This window comes from Kitasatospora sp. NPDC059817, from assembly GCF_042731835.1.
In the GTDB taxonomy this organism is placed as follows: domain Bacteria; phylum Actinomycetota; class Actinomycetes; order Streptomycetales; family Streptomycetaceae; genus Kitasatospora.
Genome location: NZ_JBHWIR010000057.1, coordinates 1 through 26,858, shown reverse-complemented (window position 1 = coordinate 26,858; position 26,858 = coordinate 1). Strand labels below are relative to the sequence as shown.

General features: G+C 71.6%; 26 protein-coding genes and 2 pseudogenes. 20 read left to right on the top strand and 8 right to left on the bottom strand.

Annotated elements, in window-relative coordinates:
• The first annotated feature begins 123 nt into the window (after window positions 1–123).
• From ACFV61_RS14985 to ACFV61_RS14975, 3 genes are read left to right on the top strand one after another with little or no spacing between them, the layout of a single operon-like run.
• On the top strand, window positions 124–717 hold the full coding sequence (locus ACFV61_RS14985) for a PadR family transcriptional regulator (RefSeq protein ID WP_380491967.1): 594 nt from the start codon (window positions 124–126) through the stop codon (window positions 715–717).
• Window positions 714–1,604: an NAD(P)H-binding protein gene (locus tag ACFV61_RS14980; protein ID WP_380491965.1), complete on the top strand. Its 891-nt coding sequence runs from the start codon at window positions 714–716 to the stop codon at window positions 1,602–1,604. Before ACFV61_RS14985 ends, ACFV61_RS14980 begins: the two co-directional genes overlap by 4 nt.
• Complete coding sequence (locus tag ACFV61_RS14975) at window positions 1,597–2,088, top strand: cupin domain-containing protein (RefSeq protein ID WP_380491963.1); 492 nt, start codon at window positions 1,597–1,599, stop codon at window positions 2,086–2,088. The genes ACFV61_RS14980 and ACFV61_RS14975 overlap by 8 nt, the downstream gene beginning before the upstream one ends.
• A gap of 39 nt (window positions 2,089–2,127) precedes the next feature.
• On the opposite strand, the gene ACFV61_RS14970 is transcribed toward ACFV61_RS14975, so the two are convergent.
• The gene (locus ACFV61_RS14970) at window positions 2,128–3,015 is read right to left on the bottom strand and encodes a fructosamine kinase family protein (RefSeq protein WP_380491962.1); all 888 of its coding nucleotides are present in this window, start codon (window positions 3,013–3,015) and stop codon (window positions 2,128–2,130) included.
• Window positions 3,016–3,133: 118 nt separating this feature from the next.
• Between ACFV61_RS14970 and ACFV61_RS14965 the strand changes: the two genes are divergently transcribed.
• Together ACFV61_RS14965 and ACFV61_RS14960 are read left to right on the top strand one after the other, a co-directional pair.
• Window positions 3,134–3,697 (top strand): YbaK/EbsC family protein, encoded by a 564-nt coding sequence (locus tag ACFV61_RS14965; protein WP_079136165.1) that lies wholly within the window; start codon window positions 3,134–3,136, stop codon window positions 3,695–3,697.
• Between the two features lie 198 nt (window positions 3,698–3,895).
• Window positions 3,896–4,660 carry an SDR family oxidoreductase gene (locus ACFV61_RS14960; protein ID WP_380491995.1) on the top strand — a complete coding sequence of 255 codons (765 nt, stop codon included), beginning with the start codon at window positions 3,896–3,898 and terminating at the stop codon, window positions 4,658–4,660.
• A gap of 241 nt (window positions 4,661–4,901) precedes the next feature.
• On the opposite strand, the gene ACFV61_RS14955 is transcribed toward ACFV61_RS14960, so the two are convergent.
• Together ACFV61_RS14955 and ACFV61_RS14950 are read right to left on the bottom strand one after the other, a co-directional pair.
• On the bottom strand, window positions 4,902–6,539 hold the full coding sequence (locus tag ACFV61_RS14955) for an FAD-dependent monooxygenase (RefSeq protein WP_380491960.1): 1,638 nt from the start codon (window positions 6,537–6,539) through the stop codon (window positions 4,902–4,904).
• Window positions 6,532–7,119, bottom strand: a complete 588-nt coding sequence (locus tag ACFV61_RS14950) for a PadR family transcriptional regulator (protein WP_063350796.1) — start codon at window positions 7,117–7,119, stop codon at window positions 6,532–6,534. The genes ACFV61_RS14955 and ACFV61_RS14950 overlap by 8 nt, the downstream gene beginning before the upstream one ends.
• Window positions 7,120–7,315: 196 nt before the next feature.
• On the opposite strand from ACFV61_RS14950, the gene ACFV61_RS14945 reads away from it, so the two are divergent.
• The 7 genes and pseudogenes from ACFV61_RS14945 (at window position 7,316) to tpx (ending at window position 12,345) form a co-directional block, all read left to right on the top strand.
• Window positions 7,316–7,852 carry a hypothetical protein gene (locus ACFV61_RS14945; RefSeq protein WP_380491958.1) on the top strand — a complete coding sequence of 179 codons (537 nt, stop codon included), beginning with the start codon at window positions 7,316–7,318 and terminating at the stop codon, window positions 7,850–7,852.
• Window positions 7,853–7,872: 20 nt separating this feature from the next.
• Window positions 7,873–8,051, top strand: a pseudogene (locus tag ACFV61_RS14940) (SAM-dependent methyltransferase); the annotation flags it as partial.
• A gap of 277 nt (window positions 8,052–8,328) precedes the next feature.
• Window positions 8,329–8,718, top strand: coding sequence for a WXG100 family type VII secretion target (locus tag ACFV61_RS14935; protein ID WP_063350794.1), 390 nt, complete (start codon window positions 8,329–8,331; stop codon window positions 8,716–8,718).
• Complete coding sequence (locus ACFV61_RS14930) at window positions 8,718–10,490, top strand: alpha/beta hydrolase (protein ID WP_380491956.1); 1,773 nt, start codon at window positions 8,718–8,720, stop codon at window positions 10,488–10,490. Before ACFV61_RS14935 ends, ACFV61_RS14930 begins: the two co-directional genes overlap by 1 nt.
• Entirely contained in the window at window positions 10,487–11,107 is a 621-nt protein-coding gene (locus tag ACFV61_RS14925) for a hypothetical protein (protein ID WP_380491954.1), read from the top strand. The genes ACFV61_RS14930 and ACFV61_RS14925 overlap by 4 nt, the downstream gene beginning before the upstream one ends.
• An 11-nt stretch (window positions 11,108–11,118) precedes the next feature.
• The gene (locus ACFV61_RS14920) at window positions 11,119–11,601 is read left to right on the top strand and encodes a hypothetical protein (RefSeq protein ID WP_063350791.1); all 483 of its coding nucleotides are present in this window, start codon (window positions 11,119–11,121) and stop codon (window positions 11,599–11,601) included.
• A 243-nt stretch (window positions 11,602–11,844) separates the two neighbouring features.
• The gene (gene tpx / locus ACFV61_RS14915) at window positions 11,845–12,345 is read left to right on the top strand and encodes a thiol peroxidase (protein WP_063350790.1); all 501 of its coding nucleotides are present in this window, start codon (window positions 11,845–11,847) and stop codon (window positions 12,343–12,345) included.
• Between the two features lie 180 nt (window positions 12,346–12,525).
• On the opposite strand, the gene ACFV61_RS14910 is transcribed toward tpx, so the two are convergent.
• From ACFV61_RS14910 to ACFV61_RS14900, 3 genes are read right to left on the bottom strand one after another with little or no spacing between them, the layout of a single operon-like run.
• Window positions 12,526–13,281 (bottom strand): SDR family NAD(P)-dependent oxidoreductase, encoded by a 756-nt coding sequence (locus ACFV61_RS14910; RefSeq protein WP_063350789.1) that lies wholly within the window; start codon window positions 13,279–13,281, stop codon window positions 12,526–12,528.
• The gene (locus ACFV61_RS14905; protein WP_063350788.1) at window positions 13,278–14,261 is read right to left on the bottom strand and encodes a 3-oxoacyl-ACP synthase III family protein; all 984 of its coding nucleotides are present in this window, start codon (window positions 14,259–14,261) and stop codon (window positions 13,278–13,280) included. Before ACFV61_RS14905 ends, ACFV61_RS14910 begins: the two co-directional genes overlap by 4 nt.
• A 17-nt stretch (window positions 14,262–14,278) precedes the next feature.
• The gene (locus tag ACFV61_RS14900) at window positions 14,279–14,539 is read right to left on the bottom strand and encodes a hypothetical protein (RefSeq protein ID WP_063350787.1); all 261 of its coding nucleotides are present in this window, start codon (window positions 14,537–14,539) and stop codon (window positions 14,279–14,281) included.
• A gap of 738 nt (window positions 14,540–15,277) precedes the next feature.
• Here ACFV61_RS14900 and ACFV61_RS14895 point away from each other — a divergent pair.
• From ACFV61_RS14895 to ACFV61_RS14865, 7 genes are all read left to right on the top strand, one after another.
• Window positions 15,278–16,165, top strand: coding sequence for a class I SAM-dependent methyltransferase (locus tag ACFV61_RS14895; RefSeq protein ID WP_063350786.1), 888 nt, complete (start codon window positions 15,278–15,280; stop codon window positions 16,163–16,165).
• Window positions 16,166–16,182: 17 nt separating this feature from the next.
• Complete coding sequence (locus tag ACFV61_RS14890; RefSeq protein WP_380491952.1) at window positions 16,183–17,742, top strand: flavin-containing monooxygenase; 1,560 nt, start codon at window positions 16,183–16,185, stop codon at window positions 17,740–17,742.
• Between the two features lie 402 nt (window positions 17,743–18,144).
• Window positions 18,145–19,623: an FAD-binding protein gene (locus tag ACFV61_RS14885; protein ID WP_380491950.1), complete on the top strand. Its 1,479-nt coding sequence runs from the start codon at window positions 18,145–18,147 to the stop codon at window positions 19,621–19,623.
• Between the two features lie 716 nt (window positions 19,624–20,339).
• A complete protein-coding gene (locus tag ACFV61_RS14880) occupies window positions 20,340–20,816 on the top strand; it encodes an SRPBCC family protein (RefSeq protein WP_380491948.1) in 477 nt (158 codons plus the stop codon).
• A 280-nt stretch (window positions 20,817–21,096) separates the two neighbouring features.
• Window positions 21,097–22,176, top strand: a complete 1,080-nt coding sequence (locus tag ACFV61_RS14875) for a hypothetical protein (protein ID WP_380491946.1) — start codon at window positions 21,097–21,099, stop codon at window positions 22,174–22,176.
• Window positions 22,177–22,278: 102 nt separating this feature from the next.
• On the top strand, window positions 22,279–23,139 hold the full coding sequence (locus ACFV61_RS14870) for a DUF3592 domain-containing protein (protein WP_380491944.1): 861 nt from the start codon (window positions 22,279–22,281) through the stop codon (window positions 23,137–23,139).
• 105 nt (window positions 23,140–23,244) lie between these two features.
• On the top strand, window positions 23,245–23,889 hold the full coding sequence (locus ACFV61_RS14865) for an ATP-binding protein (protein ID WP_380428718.1): 645 nt from the start codon (window positions 23,245–23,247) through the stop codon (window positions 23,887–23,889).
• Between the two features lie 68 nt (window positions 23,890–23,957).
• Here the strand turns inward: ACFV61_RS14865 and ACFV61_RS14860 are convergent, their stop codons facing one another.
• Both ACFV61_RS14860 and ACFV61_RS14855 read right to left on the bottom strand, forming a co-directional pair.
• The gene (locus ACFV61_RS14860; protein WP_380491942.1) at window positions 23,958–25,202 is read right to left on the bottom strand and encodes an MFS transporter; all 1,245 of its coding nucleotides are present in this window, start codon (window positions 25,200–25,202) and stop codon (window positions 23,958–23,960) included.
• 396 nt (window positions 25,203–25,598) lie between these two features.
• Window positions 25,599–26,159: a hypothetical protein gene (locus ACFV61_RS14855; protein WP_380491940.1), complete on the bottom strand. Its 561-nt coding sequence runs from the start codon at window positions 26,157–26,159 to the stop codon at window positions 25,599–25,601.
• A 224-nt stretch (window positions 26,160–26,383) separates the two neighbouring features.
• On the opposite strand from ACFV61_RS14855, the pseudogene ACFV61_RS14850 reads away from it, so the two are divergent.
• Window positions 26,384–26,858, top strand: a pseudogene (locus ACFV61_RS14850) (hypothetical protein); the annotation flags it as partial.

The window sequence follows — 26,858 nt, the reverse complement described above, 5'->3', positions numbered from 1 at the left end:
ACTTCCCACGCCGCACCCGCACCCACACCCGCACCCGCACCCGCACCCGCACCCGCACCCGCACCCGCACCCGCACCCATAATCGCGTTTGACTATGACCTGTAATCATGCTCGACTAGCAATGTGAGAACTTCGCGACTCTTCGCACTCAGCGCGCTGGCCCGGGGCGGCCCGATGCACGGCTACCAGATCCGCCAGGCGGCCCAGCTCGACCGCACCGAGCTGTGGACCGACGTCAAACCCGGATCGCTCTACAGCGTCCTGCACCGGATGGCCGACGACGGCCTGGTCGAGGTGGTGCGCAACGAGAAGGTCGGCAACCCGCCCGAGCGGACCGTCTACGCGATCACCGGCCAGGGCCGCCGGGAGCTCGCCGCCCTGCGCGACGCCGCCCTGCGCAAGGTGCGCCTGCTGCCCGACCCGGTCGACCTGGCCCTGCAGTACACCGCGGACCTCACGGACGAGGACCTCGCCGGGGCCGTCGCCGCGCGCCGGCAGGCCGTGGCCGACCAAGTGGCCCTGTTCGAGGAGCAGTTCGAGGCCGCCCGGCCGGACCTGACCGGCCTCGAACCGTGGATCTTCGAGCACTGCCTCGCCCGCCTGAAGGCCGACCTGGCCTGGCACGACGACCTGCTCGACACCCTGACCAAGAACACCCTGCCGAAGGGCACCCTGCCGAAGAACAGCCTGCCGAAGGACACCCGGAGGACCCCGTGATACTCGTGACCGGCGCGACCGGCACCGTCGGCCGCGCCCTCGTCGGCCACCTGGCCGCCCTCGGCGCCCCCGTGCGCGCCGCCACCCGCCGCCCCGAACGGGCCCGCCTGCCAGGCGGCGTGGACGTCGTCGGCGCCGACCTCGGCGAGCCGGACAGCCTGGCCGCCGCCCTGCGGGGCGTGCGCAAGGTGTTCCTGCTCTCCGACGGCCCCGACATCCCGCGCCACGACGCCAACCTCGCCGCCGCGGCCGCCCGCGCCGGCGCCGAGGCCGTCGTCAAGCTGTCCTCCGGCCGGGCCGCCGACCCGGACGCGGACGACCCCGTCGCCCGCTGGCACCGCGCGGGCGAACAGGCCGTCCAGGACAGCGGCCTGGCATGGACGTTCCTGCGCCCGATGGGCTTCATGTCCAACACCCTCGCCTGGGCCGAAGCGATCCGCGCGACCCGCACCGTCCGGGCCCCGTTCGCCGCCGGCCGGGTGTCCGTCATCGACCCCGCCGACATCGCCGCGGCCGCCGCCCACGCCCTGACCCGGCCCGGACACGACGGCCGGGCCCACCTGCTGACCGGCCCCCAGGCCCTCACCCCCGGCGAGATGACCACGACGCTCGCCGAAGTCCTGGGCACCCCACTGGACTTCACCGAGATCCCACCCCCCGCCGCCCGCCAGGCACTCCTGGACCACGGCCTGCGCCCGGAGACCGCCGACGCGGTCATGGCGCTGCGCGCCGCCTCCCTCGAACCGTTCGCCGCGACCGTCACGCCCGCGGTCCAGCAGATCACCGGCCGCGCCGCGACACCGTTCCGGGCCTGGGCCGAACGCCACCGCGAGGAGTTCACCGGGGAGTTCACCGAGGACCCCGGCGAGGGGCCCGGCCGTGGCTGACCCCCACCGCGAACCCGTCGCCCTGGCCCCCGGACACGGCGGGCGCCACCACGTGCCGGGCAGCCCGTACGTCGTCAAACTCGCGGGCGCCCAGAGCGGCGGATCGATCGCCGTCCTGGAGTCCACCTTCGAACCCGGCCAGGGCGCACCCCTGCACCTGCACCGCGGCCACGACGAGACGTTCTACGTCGTCAGCGGCGCGTTCCGCCTGCGGTGCGGCGCGCACACCACCGAGGCGGGCCCCGGCGGCTTCCTGCACGTCCCGCGCACCCACCCGCACTCCTTCACCGCGATCGGCGACACCCCCGCCACGATCCTGGTGACGCTGACCCCGGCCGGCTTCGAGGAGTTCTTCATCGAGGCCGCCGCCCTCGCCGCCGGCGGCCGCCCCGACTGCCGGACGATGCAGACCCTCCTGGCCCGCTACGACCAGGAACTGGTCCCCGACGCACCGCAGGACCACCACAGACGAGAAGGCCGCTGAGGACGGCGCAGCGGGCGGCGGGCCGGACGGGCGGCCGCGCTACCGGTAGGTGCGCAGCACGTCGAGGAGGTCGCCGGTGTGGCCGTCGCGTGCGCCGAAGTGGGCGGCGCAGCTGAGCTGTTCGCGCAGGTGGAGCAGCCGCATGCGGTGCTGCCAGCCGTCGGTGAGGGGGTGGTGTTCGCGGTAGGCGTCGAAGAAGCGGGCGGGGACGCCGCCGGTGCAGAACATCATGCTCAGGTCCGTCTCCGCCCATGTCCAGGACACCGCCGGGTCGATGAACGCCGGTGCCGCGTGCGGGTGGGCGAGGATGTTGGCGTGCCACAGGTCGCCGTGGGTGAGGACGGGCGGTGCGGCGGGGAGGAGTTGGGGCAGCCGGTTGCAGATGCGTTCCAGGTCGGCGCGGCCCCGGGGTCCGAGTGCCTGGCGTGCCAGGGGTTCGTCGAGGTAGCGCAGCAGGCGGTGGCGGGCGAAGAACTCGTGTCCGTCCTGGGTCCAGGGGTTGCGCTGTGCCAGGCGGCCGAGCCGGCCGTCCTCGGCCCAGCCGAAGCGCTGTCCGGTGGTGGTGTGCAGGCCGGCCAGCGCGTGTGCGGCGCGTTCCCAGAAGGCGGTGTCGTGCGCGGGCGGCTGTTCGAGGGCTTCCAGGACCAGGCCGTCCGGGTGCAGGGCCGGCACCTGCGGGGTCGGCAGGGCGCCGTGGGTGCGCAGGGCTTGCAGGCCCTGGGCCTCTTTCGCGTACGCGTCGGGGGCCAGTGCCGGGGTGGATTTCACCACCATGCGTCCGCCGTCGGCCAGGGTGACCAGCCAGACGGTGTTCGCGGCGCCGCCGGTCAGGCGCACCGCGTGCGCCGGCGGGCCGGGGAGCAGGTGCGGCGGCGGGCCGTCCTGTCCGGCGGCCGCCTCATCGATGTTCTGTGCAAGATCTTCCATGGCGGGCCCCTTCCCCGCGCCCGGCGCCACCGACTCCGGCCGGCACCGGATTTCGCCGCCCCAGGGGCAGCGGCAGGGCCCGCGCCAGGCCTGCCGGGGGCGCGGTACAGTCCGCTTCATGAACGAGAACGTGCGCGCCCCGTTTGGGAACTTCACCCTCGTCCGCGCGGCGATCGAGGTCTGCGACGACCTCGCCGCCCCCGTCACCGACGCCTTGACGAACGCGGACGCGCACGGGTGGGCCGGATCCGTGCTGTACGTGGACACCGACCCCGACAAGGCGGACACCGCGGTGTTCTGCCAGGCCTACGACGTGCCGTTGGAGCTCTCCGCGAACTGCGTGGTGGTCGCCGCCAAACGCGGCGGCGACGTCACCCTGGCCGCCTGCCTGGTGCGCGCCGACACCCGCCTGGACGTCAACACCGCCGTGCGCAGGCACCTGGGCGCGCGCAAGGCCTCCTTCGCGCCGGTGGACGTCGCCGTCGCCGCCACCGGCATGGAGTACGGCGGCATCACCGCCGTCGGCCTGCCGGGCGGCTGGCCGCTGCTGGTCGACGAGGCGGTGGCCGCCGCCCCGCACGTGCTCATCGGCAGCGGGCGGCGGCGGGGCAAGCTGATCCTCCCCGGCTGGGCGGCGGCCCGGCTGCCCGGCGCCGAGGTCCTCCCCGGCCTGGCCGCCTGAGCCCGGCGGTGGCGGGACCGGCTCGGGCGACGGCCCGCCGGCCTGGGGCCGAGGCGTGCGCGTCCGCGTCCGTGTCCGTGTCCGTGTCCGGGAAAGGGCGTCACCCCCGCGTGGCCTGAGTGAACGTCAAACTCGGGTGAGTCCGACCTTGTCGGGTCGGACGGTGGGGTCTCGGCGGAACATGATCAAGGGGTGGACATGCGAGACCTCGGCGGGAAGGTCGCGCTGGTCACCGGCGCCGGCCGGGGCATCGGGCGGGGCATCGCCGAACGCCCGGCCCGGGACGGCGCCCTGGTCGCCGTGCACTACGGCAGCAACGAGGCGGCGGCGAAGGAGAGCGCCACGGCCATCGCCGGGGCCGGCGGCCGGGCGTTCACCGTGGACGCCGAACTGGGCGTTCCCGGCGACGTGGACACCCTCATGGCCGGGCCGGCGGCCGGGCTGCGCGCGCACGGGGAAGCGGCGATCGGCATCCTGGTCCACAACGCCGGGCTCAACCTCATGGGGCGCCCGATCGAGGTCCTCACCCCCGAGGAGTTCGACGAGATGGTCGCGGTCAACGTCAAGGCGCCGCTCTTCCTCACCCAGCGGGTGCTGCCACGGCTGCGCGACAGCGGCCGGATCATCAACATCTCCTCCGTCTCCACCCGTGTCGCCTGCGCCCACGGCATCGGCCGCCCGCTCACCAAGGGCGCCCCGGAGGTGTTCGGCCACACCCTGGCCAAGTACCTCGGACCCCGCAACATCACCGTCAACTCCGTCGTCGCCGGACTCACCCGCACCGGCATGACCGCCGACGTGCTGGCCGACCCGGCGAACCTGGAACGCAACCCCGCCCTGACCGCCCTCGGCCGGATCGGCCAGGTACCGGACATCGCCGACGCGGTCGCCTTCCTCGCCTCCGACGACGCCCGCTGGACCACCGACACCAAGATCGACGTCACCGGCGGCGTCAACCTGTAGCGGCCCCAGCCGGTGGCCGCACCGCGCGCAGGCCGTACCCGGGCCCGGGCGACCCGCCGCCCCGGGCAGCCGCGGGGCTGCCCCGGCGGGCGGGACGGCGGGCGGGCGGGATGGGCCTCTCGGCACAGCGGACACCTGTGCCGCGGACGCCGTCAACGCCTCGCGCACCACCGCCGGTTCGCCCAGCGGCGCACCGGCGGCACACGGCCGGAGCGCCGGAGCGCCCGGACCCCGCGCGGCACTACGGGAGGCCGGTCGCCCCCGGCACCGGCGCCGCCGCCGGCCCGAACCACAGGTGCAGGGCCGCGCGCAGCTGTTCGGCGGCGGCCCGGGGCGGTGCGGTGGGCGGTGCGGTCCAGGCGGCGTGGCCGTCCGGGCGCACCAGCACCGCGGGCGTGTCGGGCAGGGCGCCGGGCCGCACCGTCGCCGCGCTCACCCGGTCCGCCCAGGGGGCGGCCGCCGCGCGCAGCGCCTCGGCCGCGGTGGTGTCCTCCAGGAGCAGGGCGCCGGCGCCGGTGCGGGCCAGCAGCGGTATCAGGGCGCCGTGTTGGAGGGTGCCGTCTTGCACAGTGCCGTGCTGCACAGTGCCGTGCTGCAGGGTGCCGTGCTGGAGGGGGATGTCCGGGACCATCGCGCCCTCCCAGGGGTGGCCGCTGCCGTGGGGGGCCGGGTAGCGGGTGGCGATGCCGGTGATCTCCTCGGCCAGGGGGCCGGCCGTCTCCTTGGCCTGCGCGAGTTCGGCGAGCAGGTCGCGCACCGGCGCGAGTTCCTCGTCGTCGCCGGCGAGCAGCGCCTGGGCGCGGGTGTTGCGCAGCAGTCTGGCGCCGGCCGCGTGCCGTTCGCTGTGGTAGGTGTCCAGGAGGGTTTCGGGGGCTTGACCGCGGGCGACGAGGGCGAGTTTCCAGCCGAGGTTCATCGCGTCGTCGATGGCGGCGTTGACGCCGATGGCGCCGGCGGGCGGGTGGATGTGGGCGGCGTCCCCGGCCAGCAGCACCCGGCCCCGGCGCAGCCGTTCGGCCAGGCGGGCGGCGTCGCCGAAGCGGGTCAGCCAGTGGGCGCGGGCGATCGGGACGCGGCGTCCCAGGGCGTGGTCCAGTGCCTGCTGGAAGCGGGGCAGGGTGAGCGGTTCGTGCCGGTCCCGGGGCGGGTGGGGGTCGGCGGTGAGCAGGCGGACGTAGCCGGGTCTGGGGATGGCGAACACGGTGCCGCCCGGGCCGGTGTTCACGCCGAAGGGGATCTGCCGGGGGTCGGTCAGGACCACGTCCGCGAGCAGGGTGAAGCGGCGGGCGGGGGTGCCGGGGAAGGCGATGGCGGCGAGTTCGCGTACGGTGCTGCGGCCGCCGTCGCAGCCGGCCAGCCAGCCGGCGCGCAGCAGCGCGGGGCCGTCGGGGGTGTCGGTGTGGGCATGGACGCCGTCGTCGTCGAGGTCGAGGGCGCTCAGGCGGTGGCCACGCAGGATGCGTACGCCCAGGTGGCGGGCGTGTTCGGTGAGGATCTCCTCCACCCTGGTCTGGGCGATGCCCAGGACGTAGGGGTGGCGGGTGCGCATGGCGGCGAGGTCGAGGCGGGCCTGTGCGGTGAACGCGGTGGTCGCCACGGTGGGGCCTTCGGCGAGGAGGCGCTCGGCCAGGCCGCGGCGTTCCAGCAGTTCCAGGCTGCGGGCGTTGAGGTTGAAGCCGCGGCAGAAGCCGGGCGGGGACGGGTCGCGTTCCAGGAGCACGGTGCGCACGCGGGCCAGGGCCAGTTCGCAGGCCAGCATCAGGCCGGCGGGGCCGGCGCCGACGACCAGGACGTCCGCGTCGCCGGCGGCGCTGGCGGCGCCGGCGGCGGGTAGGCGCTGTCCGGTACGGGCCGGCGCGGGGGCGGGGGTGTCAGGCATCGGGGGCGGCCTCCGGCCAGGCCAGGGTGCCCTGTTCGATCTCCTCGGCGGTGCGCAGCACCCATTGGCGTTCGGCGTGCAGCATGGCGTGGGCGTACTCGGCCTCGATGACGAACAGTCGGGGGGCGTGGTGTTCGCGGGTGGCGCTGTGGTGGGCCTGTTCGCTCTCGGTGATGCGGGTCTGCAGGGCGGCGGCCCGTTCGCGCAGGGCCTGGGCGGCGCGGTGCGGTCCCAGGGCGCCCAGGTAGCTGACGGCGGACAGGAATTTCGGGTATTCGCGGGAGGGTTCGCGGATGAGTTCGTCCAGCCACTGGGTGAAGTACTGGCGGCCCTGGGGGGTGTGGCGGTAGACGGTGCGGGCGGGGCGCGCGCCGACTTGTTCGGTGTCGGTGGCCTCGATCCAGCCGTCGCGGGCCAGGGCGCGCACCGTGTCGTAGAGCGAACCGGTGGTCAGTTTGAAGGCCTGGTCGAGGTGGCGCTCGCGCAGGGTGGTGGCCATGGCGTGGGGGTGCAGGGGCTGTTCGAGGAGCAGGCCGAGCAGGGCGAGGGCCAGGGGGTTGGCGGGTCGTTTGGCGGTCATGGCACTCCGTGGTCGCACGCGGGGGCCCGGGTCGGGGCCGGGGCTGGTGATACTCGGATCGTACTACTCGGATCCGAGTATGGGGAGAGGGTTGCCCGGGTTGCCCGCAGCAGGGCCGTGCCGCACCGGCCTTGCCGCGAAGGGGAGTTCGGGCCCGGCCGTTGCCGGGGCGCTGCCGGGTGCGATCATGGCGGGCGTGGCTTTTGACGACGCGCGACCCCGGTCCGGCCTGGTCCATGAGCGCTGGCGTGCCCGCGAGGCGCCCCACGGGGACTTCATCATGTTCGGCGACGGGTCGCTGTCGGTGATGCAGCTCATGCGGTTCTCCCCCGCCGGCCGGCGCCACGACCCGCGGGCCCAGCAGTGGAGTTGGGGGGAACTGCTGCGGGCCACCGCGTGGACCCCCACCGACTGGACGGACGTCGACACGACGTTCGCCACCAGCACCCACGCCGGCAGCCGCGCCCTCGCCGGCGAGGCGTCCGAGCACGGCAGCATCGGCTGGGTCGCGCTGACCCGCGACGACGACGAGAACACCCTGGAGTGGCTCGCGATCTCCTGCTCCTCCAACCCGTTCGCCGACGTCACCCTGGACGACACCACGGTGACCGCCACCAGCACCCTGGGACGGATCTGGACCTTCCCCCGCGACGCCCCGCAGCAGGTGCGGATCACCGAGGACCCCGCCCACCCCTGGCCCTCCCCCGCCGGGCTGGCGGACCCCGCCCCCTGAGACGCCCGGCCGGGCCGGCCCTGGTGACCTTCCGGTGGACCTGCGTGTTCACCGCCGACGGGCAGCAGCCCACCTCCAACGCGGCGAGGTGGAGGCGGACTTGGCCGCACACGGCTTCATCCTGCGCGAGGTCCGCGACGCCCCCGACCGGCCGGGCCGCGAACTCGTCTTCATCGCCGCCCGACCACCGCAGCCGTAGACCCGCGCCACCGCCCGACCGCCCCGACCCGGGCCCGGGTGACGGGGCGCCACCGCCGGGACGCGGGCACCGAAAGCCCGCCGTCAGGCCGTCACCGGGCCTGCGCCGGTGGGCTGATCTGCTATTTTCGCCATGCTTCGACGCGAACCGTACAAGCGTGCGGTTTCGCATGCCCGCACGGGACCCGGCCACGAGCCCGGCCGCGGCCCCGGGTGCGGGCCCCGGGGCGGCCCCAAGCGGGCACAGCAGTCGGTCGACCAGCGGGGGGACGGGATCCATGAACGCGTACGCGGGCTCCGACGGGCCGGGCCTGTACGGGCCCTACGGTCCGCCGGCGGGCGGGCCGCTGTTCGGGGTGAACCCGGCGGACCTGGACGCGGCGGCGAAGGTCGCCAAGGACACCGGTGAGGCGATGCCGGGCGAGCTCAAGCACATCCACGAGCCCTCCGACACGGCGGTCGCGGCGCTGTCGGGCTGGCGCACCGGGGCGTCGCTGCACGCCTGCACGGCGGCGTGGGAGGAGTGCCTGAACAAGCTGGCCTCGGAGGTGGACGGGGTGAGCCTGAAGCTGGGCCAGACCGCGGGCAACTACCGCGGCACCGACTCGGGCAACGCCGGCGCCCTCAAGGCGCCCGGCGCCGGGCCCTACGCGCCGGCGGTGAACTGATGGTCACCCTGGCCCAGCTGCGCGACACGGACCTGTCCGGCCTGGCCGGCGCCGCCGGCGCCTACGACACCCTGGCCGGCGCGTTCGGCAAGCACGTCCAGGCGATGAACACCGAGGTCACCAAGCACGTCTTCAACAGCCAGTGGGTCGGCACCGCGGCCGGCGCCGCCAACGCCTCGCTGCAGCGCACCAGCGGGCGCCTGGACGCCGCGCACACCGAGATGTCGGCGGTGTCGGGGCTGCTGCGCGAGGCCTCGGAGAGCTTCCAGCTGGCGCAGTCCAAGCTGAAGGAGGCCCTGAAGGAGGCGCAGGGCGCGGGGCTGACGGTCGCCGAGGACGGCACGGTCAGCTGGCCGGCGCCCTCGCAGGCCGAACGCCACGACCCCGGCTACGACACGCCGCAGCGGGCCAGGGCGCTGGCGGATCGCATCTCCCACGCCGTCACCGAGGCCGACGGCGCCGACCAGAAGATCGCCAAGCTGCTGGACGACCTGACGGTGCGGGCCCGCACCGGCACCGGCCTGGACCAGGCGCACGCGCGCGCCGACCCCCCCGCCCGCGACGACCTCGGCCCCCGCCGGTTGGCGGCCGGCGGGGCGCCCGTCGTCACCAACCGCTTCTTCATGAGCGCGGGGGGCGGCACGCCGGCCGGCGCCGCCCCCACCGAGGTCAACTCCTGGTGGAAGGGCCTGACCCCGGACGAGCAGCAGCGACTGGTCCAGGCCCACCCCGACCTGCTGGGCATGCGCGACGGCATCCCCGCCACCGCCCGCGACCAGGCCAACCGCCTCAACCTGGCGCACCTGATCGACACCTACGAGCACAAGCCGAACCCGTCGGACGACGAGAAGCAGAAACTGGAGGGCTTCCGCGCGATCCGGGACAAGCTGAACGTGCAGAACGGCCGGCAGCCGCCCGCGTTCCTGCTGGGCGTCGGCGAACAGGGCCAGGGCCGCGGCATCCTGTCCTTCGGCAACCCCGACACCGCGAAGAACGTCAGCGCCTACGTGCCGGGCCTGGGCACCAAGCTGTCCTCCGTCGGCGGCAAGGACGCCGACCGGGCCCTGAACGTGTGGAACGCCGCCCACATCGCCGACTCCGGTGCCGAGGTCGCCTCCATGATCTGGCTCGGCTACGACCCGCCGCCCGGACTGGAGAAGGTCCTCGACGGGGACCCCCGGCCCCTGGAGGTGATGGGCACCGACCGCGCCGCCAAGGGCGGCGCCGCCTACGACACGTTCATGGCCGGACTGCGCGCCACCCACGAGGGAGCGCCCGCGCACCTGGTCGCCCTCGCCCACAGCTACGGCTCCACCACGGTGGGCCTGGGCGCGCAGCTGCCCGGCGGCACCGGCGCCGACGACATCATCCTGGTCGGCTCCCCCGGCACCGGCGCCGACAAGGCCTCCCAACTGCACATCGACCCCCACCACGTGTGGGTCGGCGACGCCGAGAACGACCCGGTCAGCCACCTGCCGGCCAAGGGCCGGGTCGCCACCGACGTGGTCCTGGGCCCCGTCCTGGGCCCCGTCGCCGACGACCTCTACCAGACGTTCGCCCCCGACAACCAGCTCTGGTTCGGCCAGGACCCGGCCAGCAAGGACTTCGGCGCCAACCGGTTCGCGGTCCCCGACGGCAAGTCCCTGTCCCTGGACTCCCACTCCAACTACATGAACAGCTCCTCCGACACCGCGACCGCGGAGTCGATCAACAACATCGGCCAGATCGTGGCCGGCAGGTACGACGCCGTGACACGGCAGGAAGGCCGATGAACATGGCAACCCCGACCGCACGACGGCTCGGCCTCACGGCCGCCACGCTGGCACTCGCCCTGACGGCCTGCGGGCACACGGGCGCGGGCGCGGGCGTGGGCGTGGGCGACGAGCACCCGGCACCCGAGTCCCTCACCACACCCGAACAGGCCGTCCAGAAACTCGACGCGCTCCTGGACGAGGCGCTCTCCGGCATCCAGCCGCCGCTGCGCCACTGGGACGGCTGGCCGCGCTCCACCGAACAGAGCGGGGGCATCGACGACCACTCCAAGGGCTATGCCATCGCCACCCGCGACCGCCACATCATGACCAAGGTCTCCAAGGCCAAGTACACCGCCCTGATGGACATGGCCGAACGCGACTGGAAAGCCAAGGGATACAAGATCACCTCGGTCAACCCCAACCAGCCGGCCCTGTTCGCCGCCACCGGGGACGGATCCTCCGTCGCGATGCTGTTCGGCGCCGCCGGCAACATCACCCTCCAGGCCTCCGGCGGCGGCCACATCCCCGTCATCCGCGACCGCGACCCGTTCGGCACCCCCACCCCCGACCCCGTGATGGCCAACGGCAACCTCGACGTCATCCCCACGGACGACGACCCGTTCTGGTCACACTGAGAGCCGCCCCCATGACCCCCGAACAGGCCGTCCACGCCCTCGACGCGCTCCTCGACGAGGCGATGTCCGCCATCCGCCCCCCGCTGCGCCACTGGGACGGCTGGCCGCGCTCCACCGAGCAGACCACCGGCGGCCTCCAGGACCGCTCCCTGGGCTACGCCACCGCCACCCGCGAGCGGCACGTCACCACCAGGGTCGCCCCCGCCAGGTACGGGGCGCTGCTGGGTGTCACCGAACGCGGCTGGCAGGCCCGCGGCTACCGGATCACCGCCGTCAACCCCCGCCAGCCCGCCATGTTCGCCACCACGCCCGCCGGATACGGCGTCGCCGTGCTGTTCGGCGCCGCCGGGAACATCGCCTTCCAGGCCACCGTCGGCCCCATCCCCGTCATCCGCGACCGCGACCCCTTCGGCACCTACGTGCCCGAACCGACCCTGCCCAACGGCAACCTGGACGTCCTGCCCCGCCACGACGACCCGTTCTGGTCCGCCTGACCGGCAGACGCACCGCCAGACCCGCAGGCAGGCACACTGGTAGACCCGCAGGCAGACGCACCGGCAGACCCGCCGGCAGGCGCACCGGCAGACCCGCCGGCGAGCGCACCGGCGGGCACAGCGGCGCGGGCACCCGCAGGCCCTCCCGTGTCCGAGAGGTGGCCACCCGGCGTCCGGGGCCGGGGGCGCGCAGTAGGATCGGCGGCGTTGTCACCACATTCCACCGCTGGTAGGAGGCTTTTCATGGCTCAGGTCACGCTGAAGGGGAACCCGGTCCAGGTCGGCGGCGCGCTGCCCCAGGCCGGCAGCCAGGCCCCGGCGTTCACGCTGGTCGGCGAGGGACTCGCCGACACCTCGCTGCAGGACTTCGCCGGCAAGCGCAAGGTCCTCAACATCTTCCCCAGCATCGACACCCCCACCTGCGCCACCTCGGTGCGCACCTTCAACGCCAAGGCCGGCTCGCTGGCCAACACCGTGGTGCTGTGCATCTCCGCCGACCTGCCGTTCGCGCAGGCCCGCTTCTGCGGCGCCGAGGGCCTGGACAGCGTCCGGACCCTGTCCACCCTGCGCGGACGCGACTTCCACGAGAACTACGGCGTGGCCCTGGCCGACGGCCCGCTGGCGGGGCTGACCGCCCGCGCCGTCGTCGTCCTGGACGAGAACGACACCGTCCTGCACACCGAGCTGGTCGCGGAGATCGCCGACGAGCCGAACTACGAGGCCGCGCTCGCCGTCCTCGCCTAGCCGTCCTCGCCCAGGCCCCGCCACGGGACGCCGGCCCCGGTCGGCCCCCGTCGGACCCGTCGGCCCCGTCGGCCCCGTCGGCCCCGATCGGGCTGCCTGCGCACGCGGCCCGGCCCGCCCCTGAGGTCTTCACCTGGGGGGCGGGCCGGGAAGGGCAGCGGGCGGGGCCGGCGGGGGGGGTCAGGTGATGGAGGCTCCCGAGTCGATGCTGATGACCTGTCCGGTCATGCAGTCCTGGTCGAGGAAGAGCCCGATGGAACGGGCGACCTCCTGCGGGGTGACGAACCGCGGCACCGGCACCTTCTCCCGCATCCCGGCGATGACGTGCTCGGGCAGGGTGTCCGTCATCCCCGTGATCATGAACCCGGGCGACAGCGCGTTCACCGTCACCCCCCGGCGCCCGCACTCCGCCGCCAGCGTGCGGGTCAGCCCGATCAGCCCCGCCTTGGACGCCGCGTAGGCGGTCTGCCCGGCGGTGGCGATCAGCGCGGACGGGGAGACGATGTTGACCACCCTGCCCCAGCGGGCCCGCAGCATCGCCGGCACGCACACCCGCGCGGTGTGGAAGGAACCGACCAGGTTCGTGTCGATCACCTGCCGCCACTCGACCGGGTTCTGCATGGCCATCAGCGCGTCCTTGCGCACCGCCCCGTTGTTGACGAGCACGTCCACCGGGCCCAGCGCCTCGGTGATCCGCTCGTACATCGCGGTGACCTGCGCGTAGTCCGCGACGTCGCCGGTGACCAGGACGTGGTCGCCGGCCAGCTTGCCCGCCACCTCCTCGGCGGCCTGGCGGGCGCTGTTGTAGTGCACCGCGACCCGGCACCCGGCCGCGTCCAGCGCCAGCGCCAGCTCCCGGCCCAGACCCCCCGAGGCGCCGGTGACCAGCGCCACCGGGGAGTCGGGCCGCTGCCCGAAGGCGCCCTTGCCGCTCACCGCGCCCCTCCCCACGTCAGCAGGACCGAACCCCACGTCATCCCGGCACCGAACCCGGCCAGCAGCACCGTGTCGCCGTCCTGGATGCGCCCGGCGTCCAGCGCCTCCGCCAGCGCGATGGGGATCGACGCCGAAGCGGTGTTGCCGTACCGGTCGAGATTCGCCACCAGACGGTCCGCGGGAATCCCGGTGTGGGCGAGCACCGAGTTGATGATCCGGATGTTCGCCTGGTGCGGCACCACGTGGTCCACGTCCGCCGGCGTCAGCTTCGCCTGCTCCAGCGTCTCGCGGATCGTGCGCACCGTGTAGCGCACCGCGTTCAGGTAGATCTCGTTGCCGTTGATCTGCGCGTAGTGCAAGCCCTGGCGCACCGTCTCCTCGGTGGTGGGCATCCGCGAGCCCCCCGCCAGGACCTTCAGGCTGTCCTTGCACGAGCCGTCCGCGCCCAGGTTCCACGCCAGGACCCGCTCCACCGGGCCGGGCTGCAGGACCACCGCACCGGCCCCGTCACCCACCAGGATCGACAGGTCCCGGTCCGCCGGGTTCGCGGTCAGCGTGTGGGTGTCCGAACCGATCACCAGGATCGGGCGCGGGTCCATGTGCAGCAGACCCACCGCCGTCACCAGCGCGTACACGAACCCCGCGCACTCGGAGTTCACGTCGTGCGCGCTGCCCGCGATCTTCAGCGCGTCGTGGACGAACGCCGACGTCGCCGGCGAGGGCTGCTCCGGCGTCGCCGTCGCCACGATCAGGTGCGCGATGTCCGCACCCGACAGCCCCGCCCGCTCCAGCGCCCGGCGCCCGGCTTCCACCGCCATCGACGCGGTGCTCTGCCCCGCCCCGACCGCCCGCCGCTCCCGGATCCCGCACCTGGAGACGATCCAGTGCTCGTCCACACCGAAACGCTCCGCCAGCTCCACGCTGGTCACCACGCGCTCGGGGACGGAGATCCCCCACCCGGTGATGTCGAAGCCGCTCATCGAGCAGTGCCCCGCGCTCAGACGCCGGCCTGGCCCACGAGCGCCAGGATCCGCTCGTGCACCACCCGCAGCGTCGTCGTGTCGTCGATGTCCGCGAACAGCGACTCGTCCGCCGGAATGTGCGGGTACTGGTTCTGGAACCCGTACAGCCACTCCATCAGATCCAGCGAGTCCACGTCCGCGATGTGCTGCAGCGCCGCGTCCGCGTCGATCTCCTGCGCCCCGGACACCGCCTGCAACTGCGCGGCCAGGTCCTCGATGGTGGGGATGTCGGACATGAGTGATCGTTCCTTCCTGGACGCCCCGGAACGGGCGCCAACACGTGATGAGGCAGAACAGACCCGGACACCCCGGGAGGATCACGGACACCGCCACCGCGCCCCCGCCGCCCACAGGCCACGGAACGCACCGCGACGGAACCCGAAAACCCCCCGGGGAAAAACCCGGGAAGGCCGTGGGGGCCGCGTGTCTTGTCGAAACCGCATGAAACCCACCCCCACGCAAACGCCCCGCAACCCCGGCCCTGCGCCCACGCTTGCGCACCGCTTGCGAGACACGCGCTTACCTGACCCGAGACACCGCACCCACACGCACGACACCCACCACCTCGCACCGCGACGCGGACACCGCACCCGCACCGCACCCGCACAGCGCCGCACCGCTCCGCACCGAGGCCACCGCACCGCACCGCGCCGCAGGCCGCACCCGCCGGGGCGGGAGGGCGACCGTAGGCAAGCACGGACACACCCCGACCACCCCGACCCGCACGGCCGTTCACACCGCACGGACCCGGCCGCCCTCACCGGCGCTCCCGTCCGCAGACGACGAGAGCGGCCACCGCCACCGCAACGGCCGTCCACGCGGGGAAAGGCACCACCCGGCGCCGCGCACCACGGACACCCGCACCACCGGACACCCGCACCACCCGGCCCAGTCCAGTCCAGTCCAGTCCGGCCCGGCCGAGCCCGGCCCAATCCGGTCCATCCGATCCGCCACCAGAACAGGGGCACACCCGCATGACCACCGCCGAGACCCGCTCCATCAACCCCGACGTCGACGCGATCCGCCACCACTACGAGGTCGGCAACGACCTCTACCGCCTCATCCTGGGCCCCACCATGATGTACTCCGGCGGCTACTGGGAGGACGGCGAGGACCTCGTCGCCACCCTCGACGAGGCCCAGGAACGCAAGCTCGACGTCTTCACCGACCTCGCCCAGGCCGCCGGCAAGGCCAAGGTCCTGGACATCGGCTGCGGCTGGGGCACCATGCTCAACCGCCTCACCACCGTCCACGGCGTCCAGCAGGCCGTCGGCGTCACCCTCTCCCGCACCCAGGCCGACTTCGTCGCCGCCCTCGACAACCCCGCCATCCACGCCCGCGTGGAGAGCTGGGAGGACCACAAGGCCGACGGCGAGCCCTACGACGCCGCGTTCTGCATCAACGCCCTCGAACACTTCGTGCTCTCCTCCCTCACCCCCAAGGAGCGCACCCAGCGCTACCGCGTCTTCTTCAAGCAGGTCCACTCCCTGCTCAAGCCCGGCGCCCGCTTCGTCCTGCACACCATGACCGTCGAGAACCCCCCGCTGCGCCGCCAGCTCCTGGACGACCTCAAGTTCCTCCAGCGCGAGGAGTTCGAGGGCTGCCACATCCCGCGCCTGCCCGAACTCGCCGCCGGCCTCGACGGCCTCTTCGAGGTCACCGAGATCCGCAACGAACCCGAGTCCTTCGCCCGCGCCTGCCGCGCCTGGCTCCAGCTCCTGGCCGCCCGCCGCGACGAAGCCGTCGCCATGGCCGACGAGACCACCGTCCAGCGCTTCGAGCGCTACCTCGACATCTTCGCCTACACCCTCGAAGACCACATCTTCAACAACTTCCGCGTCACCCTCACCCGCCGCGCCTGAAAGGGGACACCCCGGCCATGACCACCACCGCCGAACACCCCGCCCCCTCCGGCGCCGACCAGCCCGAACCCGCCGGCGCCACCACCCACCCCGGCACCACCGCCGTACGCCACCTCAAAGTCGCCATCATCGGCGCCGGCATCTCCGGCCTGGGCACCGCGATCCGCCTCCTGCAGAGCGGCACCGACGACTTCCTCGTCTTCGAACGCGCCACCGACCTCGGCGGCACCTGGCGCGACAACACCTACCCCGGCTGCGCCTGCGACGTCCAGGCCCACCTCTACTCCTTCTCCTTCGCCCGCAACCCGCAGTGGAAGTCCACCTTCGCCACCCAGGCCGAAGTCCACGCCTACCTCAAGGACACCGCCCAGCGCTTCGGCGTCGAACCCCACCTGCGCTACGGCCACGAACTCCTCGACGCCCACTGGGACGCCGACCACCGCCACTGGCGCATCCACACCACCCACGGCCGCTACACCGCACAGATCCTCATCACCGGCACCGGCTACCTCTCCGAGCCCGCCGTCCCCGACCTGCCCGGCCTGGACACCTTCACCGGCACCCTCTTCCACTCCGCCCGCTGGCGCCACGACCACGACCTCACCGGCCGCAACGTCGCCGTCATCGGCACCGGCGCCTCCGCCATCCAGTTCGTCCCCGCCATCCAGAACCAGGTCGCCCGCCTCGACCTCTACCAGCGAACACCCCCCTGGGTCGCCCACAAACCCGACAAGCCCAACACCCCCCGCCACACCTGGATGCTGCGCCACCTGCCCGGCTACCAGCGCTTCCGCCGCGCCTTCAACAAGAACGGCCGCGAGATCGTCGCGTTCTTCATGTCCCGCCCCACCCGCACCACCGGCATGAAGAACATGGCCGCCGGCCACCTCAAGAAATCCGTCCCCGACCCCGGCCTGCGCAAGCGCCTGACCCCCGACTACACCGTCGGCTGCAAACGCCTCCTGTTCTCCAACACCTGGTACCCCGCCATCCAGCAGCCCAACGTCGACATCGTCTCCGACACCATCACCGACATCGGCCCCACCCACATCACCACCGCCGACGGCACCACCCGCACCGTCGACACCATCATCCTCGCCACCGGCTTCACCGCCACCGACCGCCCCGTCGCCCGCCGCATCCACGGCCGCGACGGAACCACCCTGCGCGACACCTGGCACACCCACGGCATGAAAGCCCACCGCGGCACCACCATCCACGGCTTCCCCAACCTCTTCATGCTCCTGGGCCCCAACACCACCCTGGGCCACTCCTCCCAGACCGTCATGATCGAAGCCCAGATCGCCTACATCGTCGACGCCCTCAAAACCATCGACAAACTCGGCATCACCTCCGTCGAGATCCGCCCCGAAGCCCAGAACGCCTACAACCAGACCCTCACCGACCGCCTGAAGAACACCGTCTGGAACGCCGGCGGCTGCCAGAGCTGGTACACCGACCACCACGGCAACAACCCCTCCATCTGGCCCACCTACACCTACCGCTTCCGCCGCCAGACCCGCCGCTTCGACCTCCTCAACTACCAACGCGCCACCGTCACCCACACCACCCCCTAACCCCCCACACGCACACACCCGGACACACACACGGGCACACACGGGCACACACGCGGGGGCACGCAGGGGCACACACGCGGGCACACGCACACAACCACACAGGCACACCCAACACGGCCGGGCGGCACCCGCCCACCCACGGACCCCGCCGCCCGGCCGGCCCACACCCCAGGACACCCCACCGGAAACCGGAACCGGACACACAACCAACAACCGAACACCTGCACGGACCCAGCAGACCGCCCACCCCGCAGGACCCACCCACCCGCCCTCACACACTAACCACCACCCGGCCGCCAACCCGCAGCCCAACCCCAGAACATCACACCATCAGACACCCACGCCACGAACAAACACACACCACCCGAACACCCACCCCTACCCGGAACAGGAAACCCCCGCATGACCAACCCCACCCGACGCACCATCCTCACCACCACCGCCACCACCGCCCTCATCACCGCCTTCAACACCACCACCCGCACCTGGGCCACCACCAACACCCCCACCACCCACAACCACTGCCCCGTCCCCACCCTCGACGGCACCCTCACCACCGACACCACCACCCTCACCGAATTCAGCCACGACTTCGGCCGCCTCACCACCAACACCCCCCACGCCGTCCTCAAACCCGGCTCCGACCAGGACATCATCAAAATCATCAACTACGCCCGCCGCAACGGCCTCAAAGTCGCCATGAACGGCCAAAGCGGCACCGACAACGACCTCGAATCACACTCCAACTACGGCCAGGCCTCCCCCAACGGCGGCATCAGCATCGACGCCCGCACCCTCAACCGCATCCACACCATCACCCCCACCAACGCCACCGTCGACGCCGGCGTCACCTGGGCCCAACTCACCGACGCCACCCTCAACCAAGGCCTCACCCCACCCTGCCTCACCGACTACCTCCACCTCTCCATCGGCGGCACCATCAGCATCGGCGGCATCGGCAACACCGTCCAAAAACACGGCCTCCAAGCCGACACCGTCGAATCCATCGACATCATCACCGGCACCGGCCACCTCCTCACCGCCACCCCCACCAAAAACCCCGACCTCTTCCACGCCGCCCTCGCCGGCGCCGGACAATTCGGCATCATCATCCGCGCCACCATCAAACTCATCCCCGCCCCCCAACGCGCCCTCGTCTTCAACCTCTACTACAACAACCTCACCACCTACCTCACCGACCAAGAAACCATCCTCCACGACGGCCGCTTCCACACCCAAATCGGCGAAATCATCCCCCAACCCGACACCACCCCCCTCTACAAAATCGAAACCGCCACCTACTACAACGGCACCACACCCCCCAACCCCACACCCCTCCTCACCGGACTCAACCCCAACCCCCACCAGACCACCACCACCGACCAGACCTACCGCGAATACACCTACCGCGCCGACACCTGGACCCAAAACCTCAAAAACCTCGGCTACTGGAACCAACCCAAACCCTGGCTCAGCCTCTTCATCCCCGCCACCCAAGCCGCCAACTTCATCACCTACGCCACCCCCCTCATCACCCCCCAAACCCTCGGCCAAGGCCTCCTCCTCTTCTACCCCTTCCCCACCAACAAACTCACCCACCCCTACGCCATCACCCCAAACGAACCCACCACCTACCTCTTCGACCTCCTCACCTTCCCCCACCCAGGCACCAACCCCACCACCCAACTCACCCACAACCGCACCCTCTACGACCACGCCACCACCCTCGGCGCCAAACGCTACCTCGTCGGCGCCATCCCCCACATGACCCCCACCGACTGGAAAAACCACTACGGCCCCCAATGGACCAACCTCACCAACACCAAACACAAATACGACCCCACCCACACCCTCACCCCCGGCCAAAACATCTTCCCCTAACAACACAAAAACACACACACACAACAAACACACACAGCAGACACGCAGACACAGACACAAACCACAGACACGGCACGGCACGACACGGCAATAAAACAAACCAGCAAACAAACCCTCAAACAACAAACACAAACCACAGACCACAAGCCCGCAAACACCGACACAGACCACAGGCCACAAGCACACAAACACCGACACAGACCACAGGCCGCGGGCGCACAAACAGAAAACACCAGACACACAGACACACAGCAGGCGCAAGCACAAACACACAGGCATCGACCCGCAAGCGCAGGCATCGACCCACAGGCGCACAGGCGCAGGCACCCCCACCGACACAGACCCACAGCAAGCACAGAAACAAGAACACACACGCCGACACAGAACCACAGAAATACACCAATAAAACACGCAGACACACAACAAAAACAAACCAACAAGCAAACCACAAACACAAGCCACAATCGGCAAACCACAGACCGCAAGCCGAAGGCCCAAATCCCAGACAGACAAAACAAGCCAGCAAAAAACCCATAAAAAACAAACCACAGGCACAGGCACAGGCCAAAACCACAAGCGGCAAGCGGCAAGCGGCAAGCGGCAAGCGGCAAGCGGCAAGCGGCAAGCGGCAAGCGGCAAAAAAGAAATACAGGCCAAAGGCCAGAAAGCAAGAACTCAGGACTTCAGGAATTCAGGAAAGAACAGGAGGGCCCGCCATGCACACCTACGACCTCATCAACGAAGCCATCATCCACGCCCCCACCCAACAAGTCTGGAACCACCTCATCGCCGAACTCAACGGCACCACCACCTGGTGGACCCCCCACAACACCCACCAACCCGGCAACCCCACCCCCGAACACCCCGGCGGCACCACCCACATCACCATCCACCCCAACGGCCACACCAAACCCGGACCCAAAATCCACACCACCGCCACCACCACCCACACCACACCCCCACACACCCTCACCACCACCCACACCGGCCACTTCACCGGCACCACCACCTACACCCTCACCCCCACCCACAACAACCAACACACCAAACTCACCATCACCTTCACCACCACCCCCCACGGATGGCCCACCCTCCTCCCCAAACACACCATCCCCAACCAACACACCAAAGCCACCCACAACGCCCTCACCAACCTCAACCACCAACTCACACAAAACACGGACACCCAATAGCCACCCGCCAACAGCAGGCTCGACACCCGGGCCCAGCGCCCGTTCTGCCCCTCGTGCCCGACCCTCGGCTCTCGCACAGACCGCCCGCTCATCGCCAACTCCCGTGAGGTCGACCGCGGGAGCTGGCGAACCGGGCTACCCGTCGAAACCGCCCCGCGACGGGCGCGATCCGGGACCTGCCCTTCGAGAGCACACGCAGCCCGCCGCCCGTCTCTCCGACTGCTCCTGACAGCCGCCCCAGGCCTACCGGCTGTCACCCCGGCCCGGCACAATCACCCGTATGACGATCACCACGAGCGCGCCGCCCTCGCGCAGCACTCCGGTCGCCCTCGCCCGCGGTTTCCTGACGGGGGCCGTGATCGGGGGCTCGCTGGCCGCGCTAGTCGTCGGTGTGGTCGTCGAGAAAGTGCCCTTGTTCATCGGGGGTTTGGGACTGCCCATCGTCTACGGCCTGTTGCTCCTCCTCGCCGGCGCGCCGAGGCGGGCCCGGGAGGCGGAGGTCGTGCCCCGAACGGCGCTCGCGGTGATCGAGAGCCTGCGCGCCATTGGGGGTGAGACGAGCGACGTGCCGGTGCGGTTCGATCTCACCGTCGTACCGGACGACGAGCCTGCCTACCGCGTCGGGATCACTCAGGACATCAACCTGGTCGACCTCCCCGACTACCGGCCGCGCGGCGTCCTGGTGGTGAAGTATCCACCGGACAGGCCGTGGCGGGTGACGATCGTGAAGCGGCCGACCCCGGAGTGGGAGGAGCGGGCGGCTGGCGCTCAGCTGGATTCGGCTCCCGAGTCGACCATGGTGACCGAGCCTTCCGAGGGCCGTTCGACCGGTTTCGTCGGGCTCTTCGGCCTGCTGCTCGCCGCGGCTGCCGTGGTCTTCCTGTTCCGCGTGGACCTGTTCGAGCAGCAGGACTCCGCCTCCCCGGCGCCGACGGTCACTTCGACGTGGTCGACCACGGTGGTGTCGTCCGGGACCGGGACGGTCTCTCTCGGGCCGGACCAGTCGTTCCTCGACGACGGCGAACTACGCAAGGCCATCAACTCCCTTACCGAGGGGAAGGATCCGCGCCAGGCGATCACCGTCTTCGCGCAGGACCGCGTGCTGTCGGTCGTGTTCTCCCCGAGCGGCACGAAGGCCCCCCAGTTCGATCCGCTCTCCCTGCCCTACGAGCGGTTCCCGGCCCTGGTCAAGGAGGCCGAAACGACGCTCGGCGTCCACTCCCCGACGTCCTGGCAGATCACTGCCGACCATCTCGCCGGCTCCCTCACGATCAGGGTCGGCGTGACCGGGCCCGAGGGCAGTGCCTCGCTGGAGGCGAACGGTGAGGGCCAGGTAGTGCGACGAGCCCCGGCACGCTGATCACCCGCGCGTCACCCGCACTCGACGCGCTTCGACACGGCGGGTTGCCACAGCAGCGAACGAACCCCGGCAGACCGTACCCGGAGGACAGGAGGAGGACTCATGGGCTGGCACGACTATCTGGCGCTCTGGTGCGGGGTGCTCGGCACATTGGCACTGCTCGGGTACGGGCGGTCGCTGGCAGGGGTCACCGGCGCCCAGCGGACGGTCCGGGTAATGGGGCGGATCGAGCGGGTGCAGGAGCCGCGGCACAGAGGTTCCGAGGCGGACGGCATAGCGATCGTCGCCACCTTCCAGGACTCCTCCACCGGGCAGGAGTTCACCGTGACGAACGACGGCGACTGCGGCGACCGGATCAACACCGCCTGGACGGGCCGGGAGATCGGGATCCGCTATCCGCCCGGAAGACCGGACGCCTTCCGGTTCACCGACGACCTCTGGGCCGGCCGCTACGGGCTCGGCTGGCCGAACTTCGCGGTGTTCCTGATCTACGTCGGGCTGGTGGTCGTCGCCGCGATCGACTGGGGCTGGCCGTGGGCCCTGATCGGTGTCGGCGCGCCGTGGAGCGTGTTCCTCGCGTGCTCCCTGCCCCAGGAGGTCCGCCAGGCGCGGAGCCGGTTCGACACCCTGGCCTCGATGGTTCCCGTTCCGGGCCGTGTGGTCGCCGTCGTCAGGAGCGTCCGCACCGACGAGGACGGCTACACCTCCACCAGCCAGACGCCGGTGGTCGCCTTCACCACCCACGAGGGCGCGGCCGTCACCGCGTACTGCTTTTCAGGCCTGCCGGACCCCACCAACTCGTACGGCCGGAACGTCACGATCCACTACTCCCCCGCCGACCCGGCCGACTTCACCCCGGACCTCGCGGCCGCACAGCGGTCCTGGAGGAGCGGAGTCACCAGCGGCATCGTGGGCGTTCTCGTCACGGCGTCAGCGGCAGTCGCGGGAGCGGTCCTGCTCTGACACCCAACGGCCATCGCCCGGCCTCGACCGGCACGGATGCCACGAACGGTCGCCAGTCACGGGGCCGGTCCCGGAGCCGTCGTCGGCCTGCGGCATCCTGGCCCGATGAATGAACCGAGGGCCCAGTGGGTCAACACGACACATGACTGGTCGAGCGCCGTCGATGCGGATCATCTGGCGCACATCAGGCAGAACCCGGCGGAGTTCGCTCCGGGCGGACCGTGGCACCTCGCCCTGGAAGTCCTCGGCTATGCGGCCGACGAAGCATCAGGAAACGGCGGCGGGCGCTGCGTCCTCGTTCTCCACACCGACGGCTCCCTGTCCGTCAGGGACAACGGGCGGGGCACCGACACCCGGGTGGACGAGCAGGGCCGGAGCGTGAAGAAGCCCGTCATGGCGACGAAGGACCTTCGGTTCTTCGACTCCCCGCAGGCCGAAGTGCTGCCCGACGGTCATCCCCGGCGCGGCATGTCCGTCGTCGCAGCGCTCAGCGACTGGCTCGTCCACACCAACCGCCGTCTCAACGGGGCCTGGACCCAGCGCTACGAACTCGGCGTCCCCATCACCGGATTGGAGCCCGTCGAGGTGGACGGAACGACCGGGACACTGGTCCACTTCAAGCCGGGCACACCGGTGGGCTCGCTCACCACCCCGACGCTCACCACCCCGACGGCGGACGACCTGACACGCCTGGCCGCAACCTGGCCTCAGTTGGAGGTCCAGCTCGACGACCGGCGTGGGCCGCACTGACATCCGAGCCGTCCGAGACACCCGACCGGCAGCTGTCCGAGCTCCCCCATGCCGGGTCCTCCCGCGTCTCAGGTCAGGCTCGCGGCCTGTTCCCCTGCCTTCCGGGGCGTCCTCTCCCGGCGCGGCAGCAGCAGCGGGGTCGCGAGGAGGAGGATTCCCGCGGCGGCGATCGCGGTGCGGGGGCTGGTGGTGGCGGCCAGCAGGCCCCACAGCGCGGTGAGGGCCGCGATGGCGGCACTGCTGCTGATCGACCATGCGGCGAGGGTGCGGGCGAGCTTGTCGGGGTCGATCTGTTCGAGCCGGTGGGTGGCCAGCAGCGGATTGAACAGGCCGCAGCAGGTGACCAGGCCGAGCTGGACGGTGACGATCAGGACGATCCCGGGGGCGCCGGGCTGGACGAACGCCAGCCCGATGGGCCAGCACGCGCGCAGCACTCCGGCGGTGAGCAGCGTCCGGTGCTGTCCGAAGCGCGTCGCGAGCGGGCGGGCGAGGCGTGAGCCGAGCAGGCCGCCGACGCAGGGGGAGGCGAACACAAGGCCGTACTGCCAGGGTGCGTAGCCGAGGTGGCCGAGGAGGAGTACGGCCATCAGCGGTTCGGCGGCCATGATCAGGCCGTTGACCGCGATCGCGTTGAGGAACAGCGGGCGCAGTGTGGGGTGGGTGAGGATGTGGCGCCACCCTTCGAGCAGGTCCCCGGCGCGCAGCCGCGGTGCGCCGGTCGGCGCGGGGTGCGGTTCGGTGCCGCCGATGGCGCGGATGCCGAGGGCCGAGAGCAGGTAGCTGAGGGCGTCGGCGACCACGGTCACCACCGGGCCGAACACTCCGATGGCGGCCCCGCCGAGCGGTGGCCCGACCGTGGTGGCGGTCCAGGTCGTCGATTCGAACCGGCTGTTCGCGACGAGCAGGTCCTGGGGCGGCACGAGCGTCTTGAGGTACGCGCCACTGGCGGCCTTGAAGGCGATGTCGGCCGCGGCGGTGACGACGGAGACGACGAGGAGCTGGGCGAAGCTGAGCCGGCCGAGCGCGAACGCGGCGGGGACGCTCAGCAGCACCGCGAACCGGGTCAGGTCCATCGCCATCATGACCGGCCGTTTGCGCCGGAACTCCATCCACGGACCGAGCGGCACGGCGACCAGGGCCCCCACCGCCCGTCCTGCGGCGGCCAGCAGCGCCACCTGGGTCGGTCCGGAGTGCAGCACGAGGATCGCGAGGAGGGGGAACGCGCCGAATCCGAGCCCCGAGCCGTAGGAGCTCACCGCGAACGCCGCCCACAGCCATCCGAACCGCCGCCCCAGTACCCGCCGCCCATTCATACCCGTACGCCTCTCGCCGATCCGAACAACCACCCGCTGACCACCGGCATCAAAGCGGATCGCGAATGGCGGGATCAAACAACTGATCCGTCGGGAGGGCACAACCATCCGTTGTGTGGACACGATGGCCGGCGTGGATCTCGACGCTGTGCGTGTCGACGGCGACGGCTTCGACCAGCTGCCGTGGTGGGAGCGTGGGGGGGGGGGGGGGGCGCGTGCGCCCCCGGCTGCGCGGGGGGGGCGGGGCGCGCGGCCCCCAACCCGGGAGCGATGCCGGTGGTCCGAGTGCCGGAGTCGATGCGGCGACGGTGCCTGCCTTCCGGGCAGTGGCCGCAGGAATGGCGAGCCCCCGGGCGTCGGACGGTGCCCGGGGGCGCGGGAGCGCGTGCTGTGCGCTCAGAGCGAGGCGAGGCTGAAGTCCACCTCGTGCTTCCCGGTCAGGGCTGTCACTCCGGTGTCGCAGGAGCCGGTGATGCCGGACAGGTCGAAGCTGCCCTGGTAGCTGTTGAGGGGCAGGAGGGTGCTGGTCACGTCCGTGATGCCGGTCTCGTCGTTGGTCACCTCGCTGCTGCCCGAGTTGCCCTTCTCCCCGCCCTTGAAGGAGACGGTGGTGCGGCCGAGGACCCTGTTGTTGACGTCGTACCAGGTGAAGGTCGCCGTTCCGGAGAAGGGATGGTAGGACTCGCAGGAGAACGTCCCGGTGGCGACCGAGGAGATCGTGCCATGGCCGACGTTCGAGTTGGTTCCGGCGGCGCTGTAACAGTCGTCGAGACTGCCTTCGAGCGTGTACGAGTTCGATGCCGCCGCGTCGGTCACCGGGTTCTTGAACGTCAACGTCGCCGGCCCTGTGCAGGTCAGGTTGTCCAGGACCTCCGTCGCCTGTGCGGTTCCGGCCACGCCGGGGATCGCCACCGACAGCAACCCGCCCGTGAGGGCCGCCACGATCAAACGTCTCATCAGTCGTCCTTACTCTCTGTCCATCGGCGCTGTGCCTTGGGGCCAAGGATCGTCGGTACTCGATCAACCGGCATTTGTGCGGCACCGGCGCGCTCCGTGTCTCACTCGGACAGCGGGACGGGGCGGCCAGGTGGCCGGTACGGGTGCCCCGCCGCGGACGGGCCGGGTCACCCGATCCCCTCTCCGGCGTCGCGGGAGGACCGCGGCCACAGCACTGTTTGAGCATGAGCTACGACGATTGGGTGACAGCCGGAGCCCGTGTGAGGCCTGCCCGCCCCCGGAGGGTGCGCGCCGCCCTCGGTTCCGGCTGCCTCGCGGGGGCGCTGGTGCTGCCCGTCGGTGCAACCGCGCCCGCCCGGGACGCGACCACCCGGGCCTTCACCACCGACGCCACGTTCACCGTCCCGGACGGTGTCACCGGCATCACCGTCACCCTCGTCGCGGCGGGTGCCGGGGGAGGCGGCGGGGGCGGCGGTGGTGGTACCGGCCTCTTCAAGAGCGGCGGCGGGGGAGGGGCGGGAGGCGGCGGCGGAGGAGGCGCCCGGGTCGCCTGCACCCTGGCCGTCACCCCCGGCGACGTGCTGACCCTCACCGTCGGCAGCGGCGGAGCCGGTGCGCCCGGTGCCGCCTGCGGAGCGGAGGCCGACCCGGGCTTCGACTGCGCGTCCCCCCCGGCAGACTTCGGCACCAGCCGCGCCC

Coding starts and splice junctions, on each gene's coding strand:
- ACFV61_RS14970 (WP_380491962.1), bottom strand. CDS start 3,015: ATGGAAGATCTTGCACAGAACATCGATGAGGCGGCCGCCGGACAGGAC.
- ACFV61_RS14965 (WP_079136165.1), top strand. CDS start 3,134: ATGAACGAGAACGTGCGCGCCCCGTTTGGGAACTTCACCCTCGTCCGC.
- ACFV61_RS14960 (WP_380491995.1), top strand. CDS start 3,896: ATGCGAGACCTCGGCGGGAAGGTCGCGCTGGTCACCGGCGCCGGCCGG.
- ACFV61_RS14955 (WP_380491960.1), bottom strand. CDS start 6,539: ATGCCTGACACCCCCGCCCCCGCGCCGGCCCGTACCGGACAGCGCCTA.
- ACFV61_RS14950 (WP_063350796.1), bottom strand. CDS start 7,119: ATGACCGCCAAACGACCCGCCAACCCCCTGGCCCTCGCCCTGCTCGGC.
- ACFV61_RS14935 (WP_063350794.1), top strand. CDS start 8,329: ATGAACGCGTACGCGGGCTCCGACGGGCCGGGCCTGTACGGGCCCTAC.
- ACFV61_RS14930 (WP_380491956.1), top strand. CDS start 8,718: ATGGTCACCCTGGCCCAGCTGCGCGACACGGACCTGTCCGGCCTGGCC.
- ACFV61_RS14925 (WP_380491954.1), top strand. CDS start 10,487: ATGAACATGGCAACCCCGACCGCACGACGGCTCGGCCTCACGGCCGCC.
- ACFV61_RS14920 (WP_063350791.1), top strand. CDS start 11,119: ATGACCCCCGAACAGGCCGTCCACGCCCTCGACGCGCTCCTCGACGAG.
- tpx (WP_063350790.1), top strand. CDS start 11,845: ATGGCTCAGGTCACGCTGAAGGGGAACCCGGTCCAGGTCGGCGGCGCG.
- ACFV61_RS14905 (WP_063350788.1), bottom strand. CDS start 14,261: ATGAGCGGCTTCGACATCACCGGGTGGGGGATCTCCGTCCCCGAGCGC.
- ACFV61_RS14900 (WP_063350787.1), bottom strand. CDS start 14,539: ATGTCCGACATCCCCACCATCGAGGACCTGGCCGCGCAGTTGCAGGCG.
- ACFV61_RS14895 (WP_063350786.1), top strand. CDS start 15,278: ATGACCACCGCCGAGACCCGCTCCATCAACCCCGACGTCGACGCGATC.
- ACFV61_RS14890 (WP_380491952.1), top strand. CDS start 16,183: ATGACCACCACCGCCGAACACCCCGCCCCCTCCGGCGCCGACCAGCCC.
- ACFV61_RS14885 (WP_380491950.1), top strand. CDS start 18,145: ATGACCAACCCCACCCGACGCACCATCCTCACCACCACCGCCACCACC.
- ACFV61_RS14880 (WP_380491948.1), top strand. CDS start 20,340: ATGCACACCTACGACCTCATCAACGAAGCCATCATCCACGCCCCCACC.
- ACFV61_RS14875 (WP_380491946.1), top strand. CDS start 21,097: ATGACGATCACCACGAGCGCGCCGCCCTCGCGCAGCACTCCGGTCGCC.
- ACFV61_RS14870 (WP_380491944.1), top strand. CDS start 22,279: ATGGGCTGGCACGACTATCTGGCGCTCTGGTGCGGGGTGCTCGGCACA.
- ACFV61_RS14865 (WP_380428718.1), top strand. CDS start 23,245: ATGAATGAACCGAGGGCCCAGTGGGTCAACACGACACATGACTGGTCG.
- ACFV61_RS14860 (WP_380491942.1), bottom strand. CDS start 25,202: ATGAATGGGCGGCGGGTACTGGGGCGGCGGTTCGGATGGCTGTGGGCG.
- ACFV61_RS14855 (WP_380491940.1), bottom strand. CDS start 26,159: ATGAGACGTTTGATCGTGGCGGCCCTCACGGGCGGGTTGCTGTCGGTG.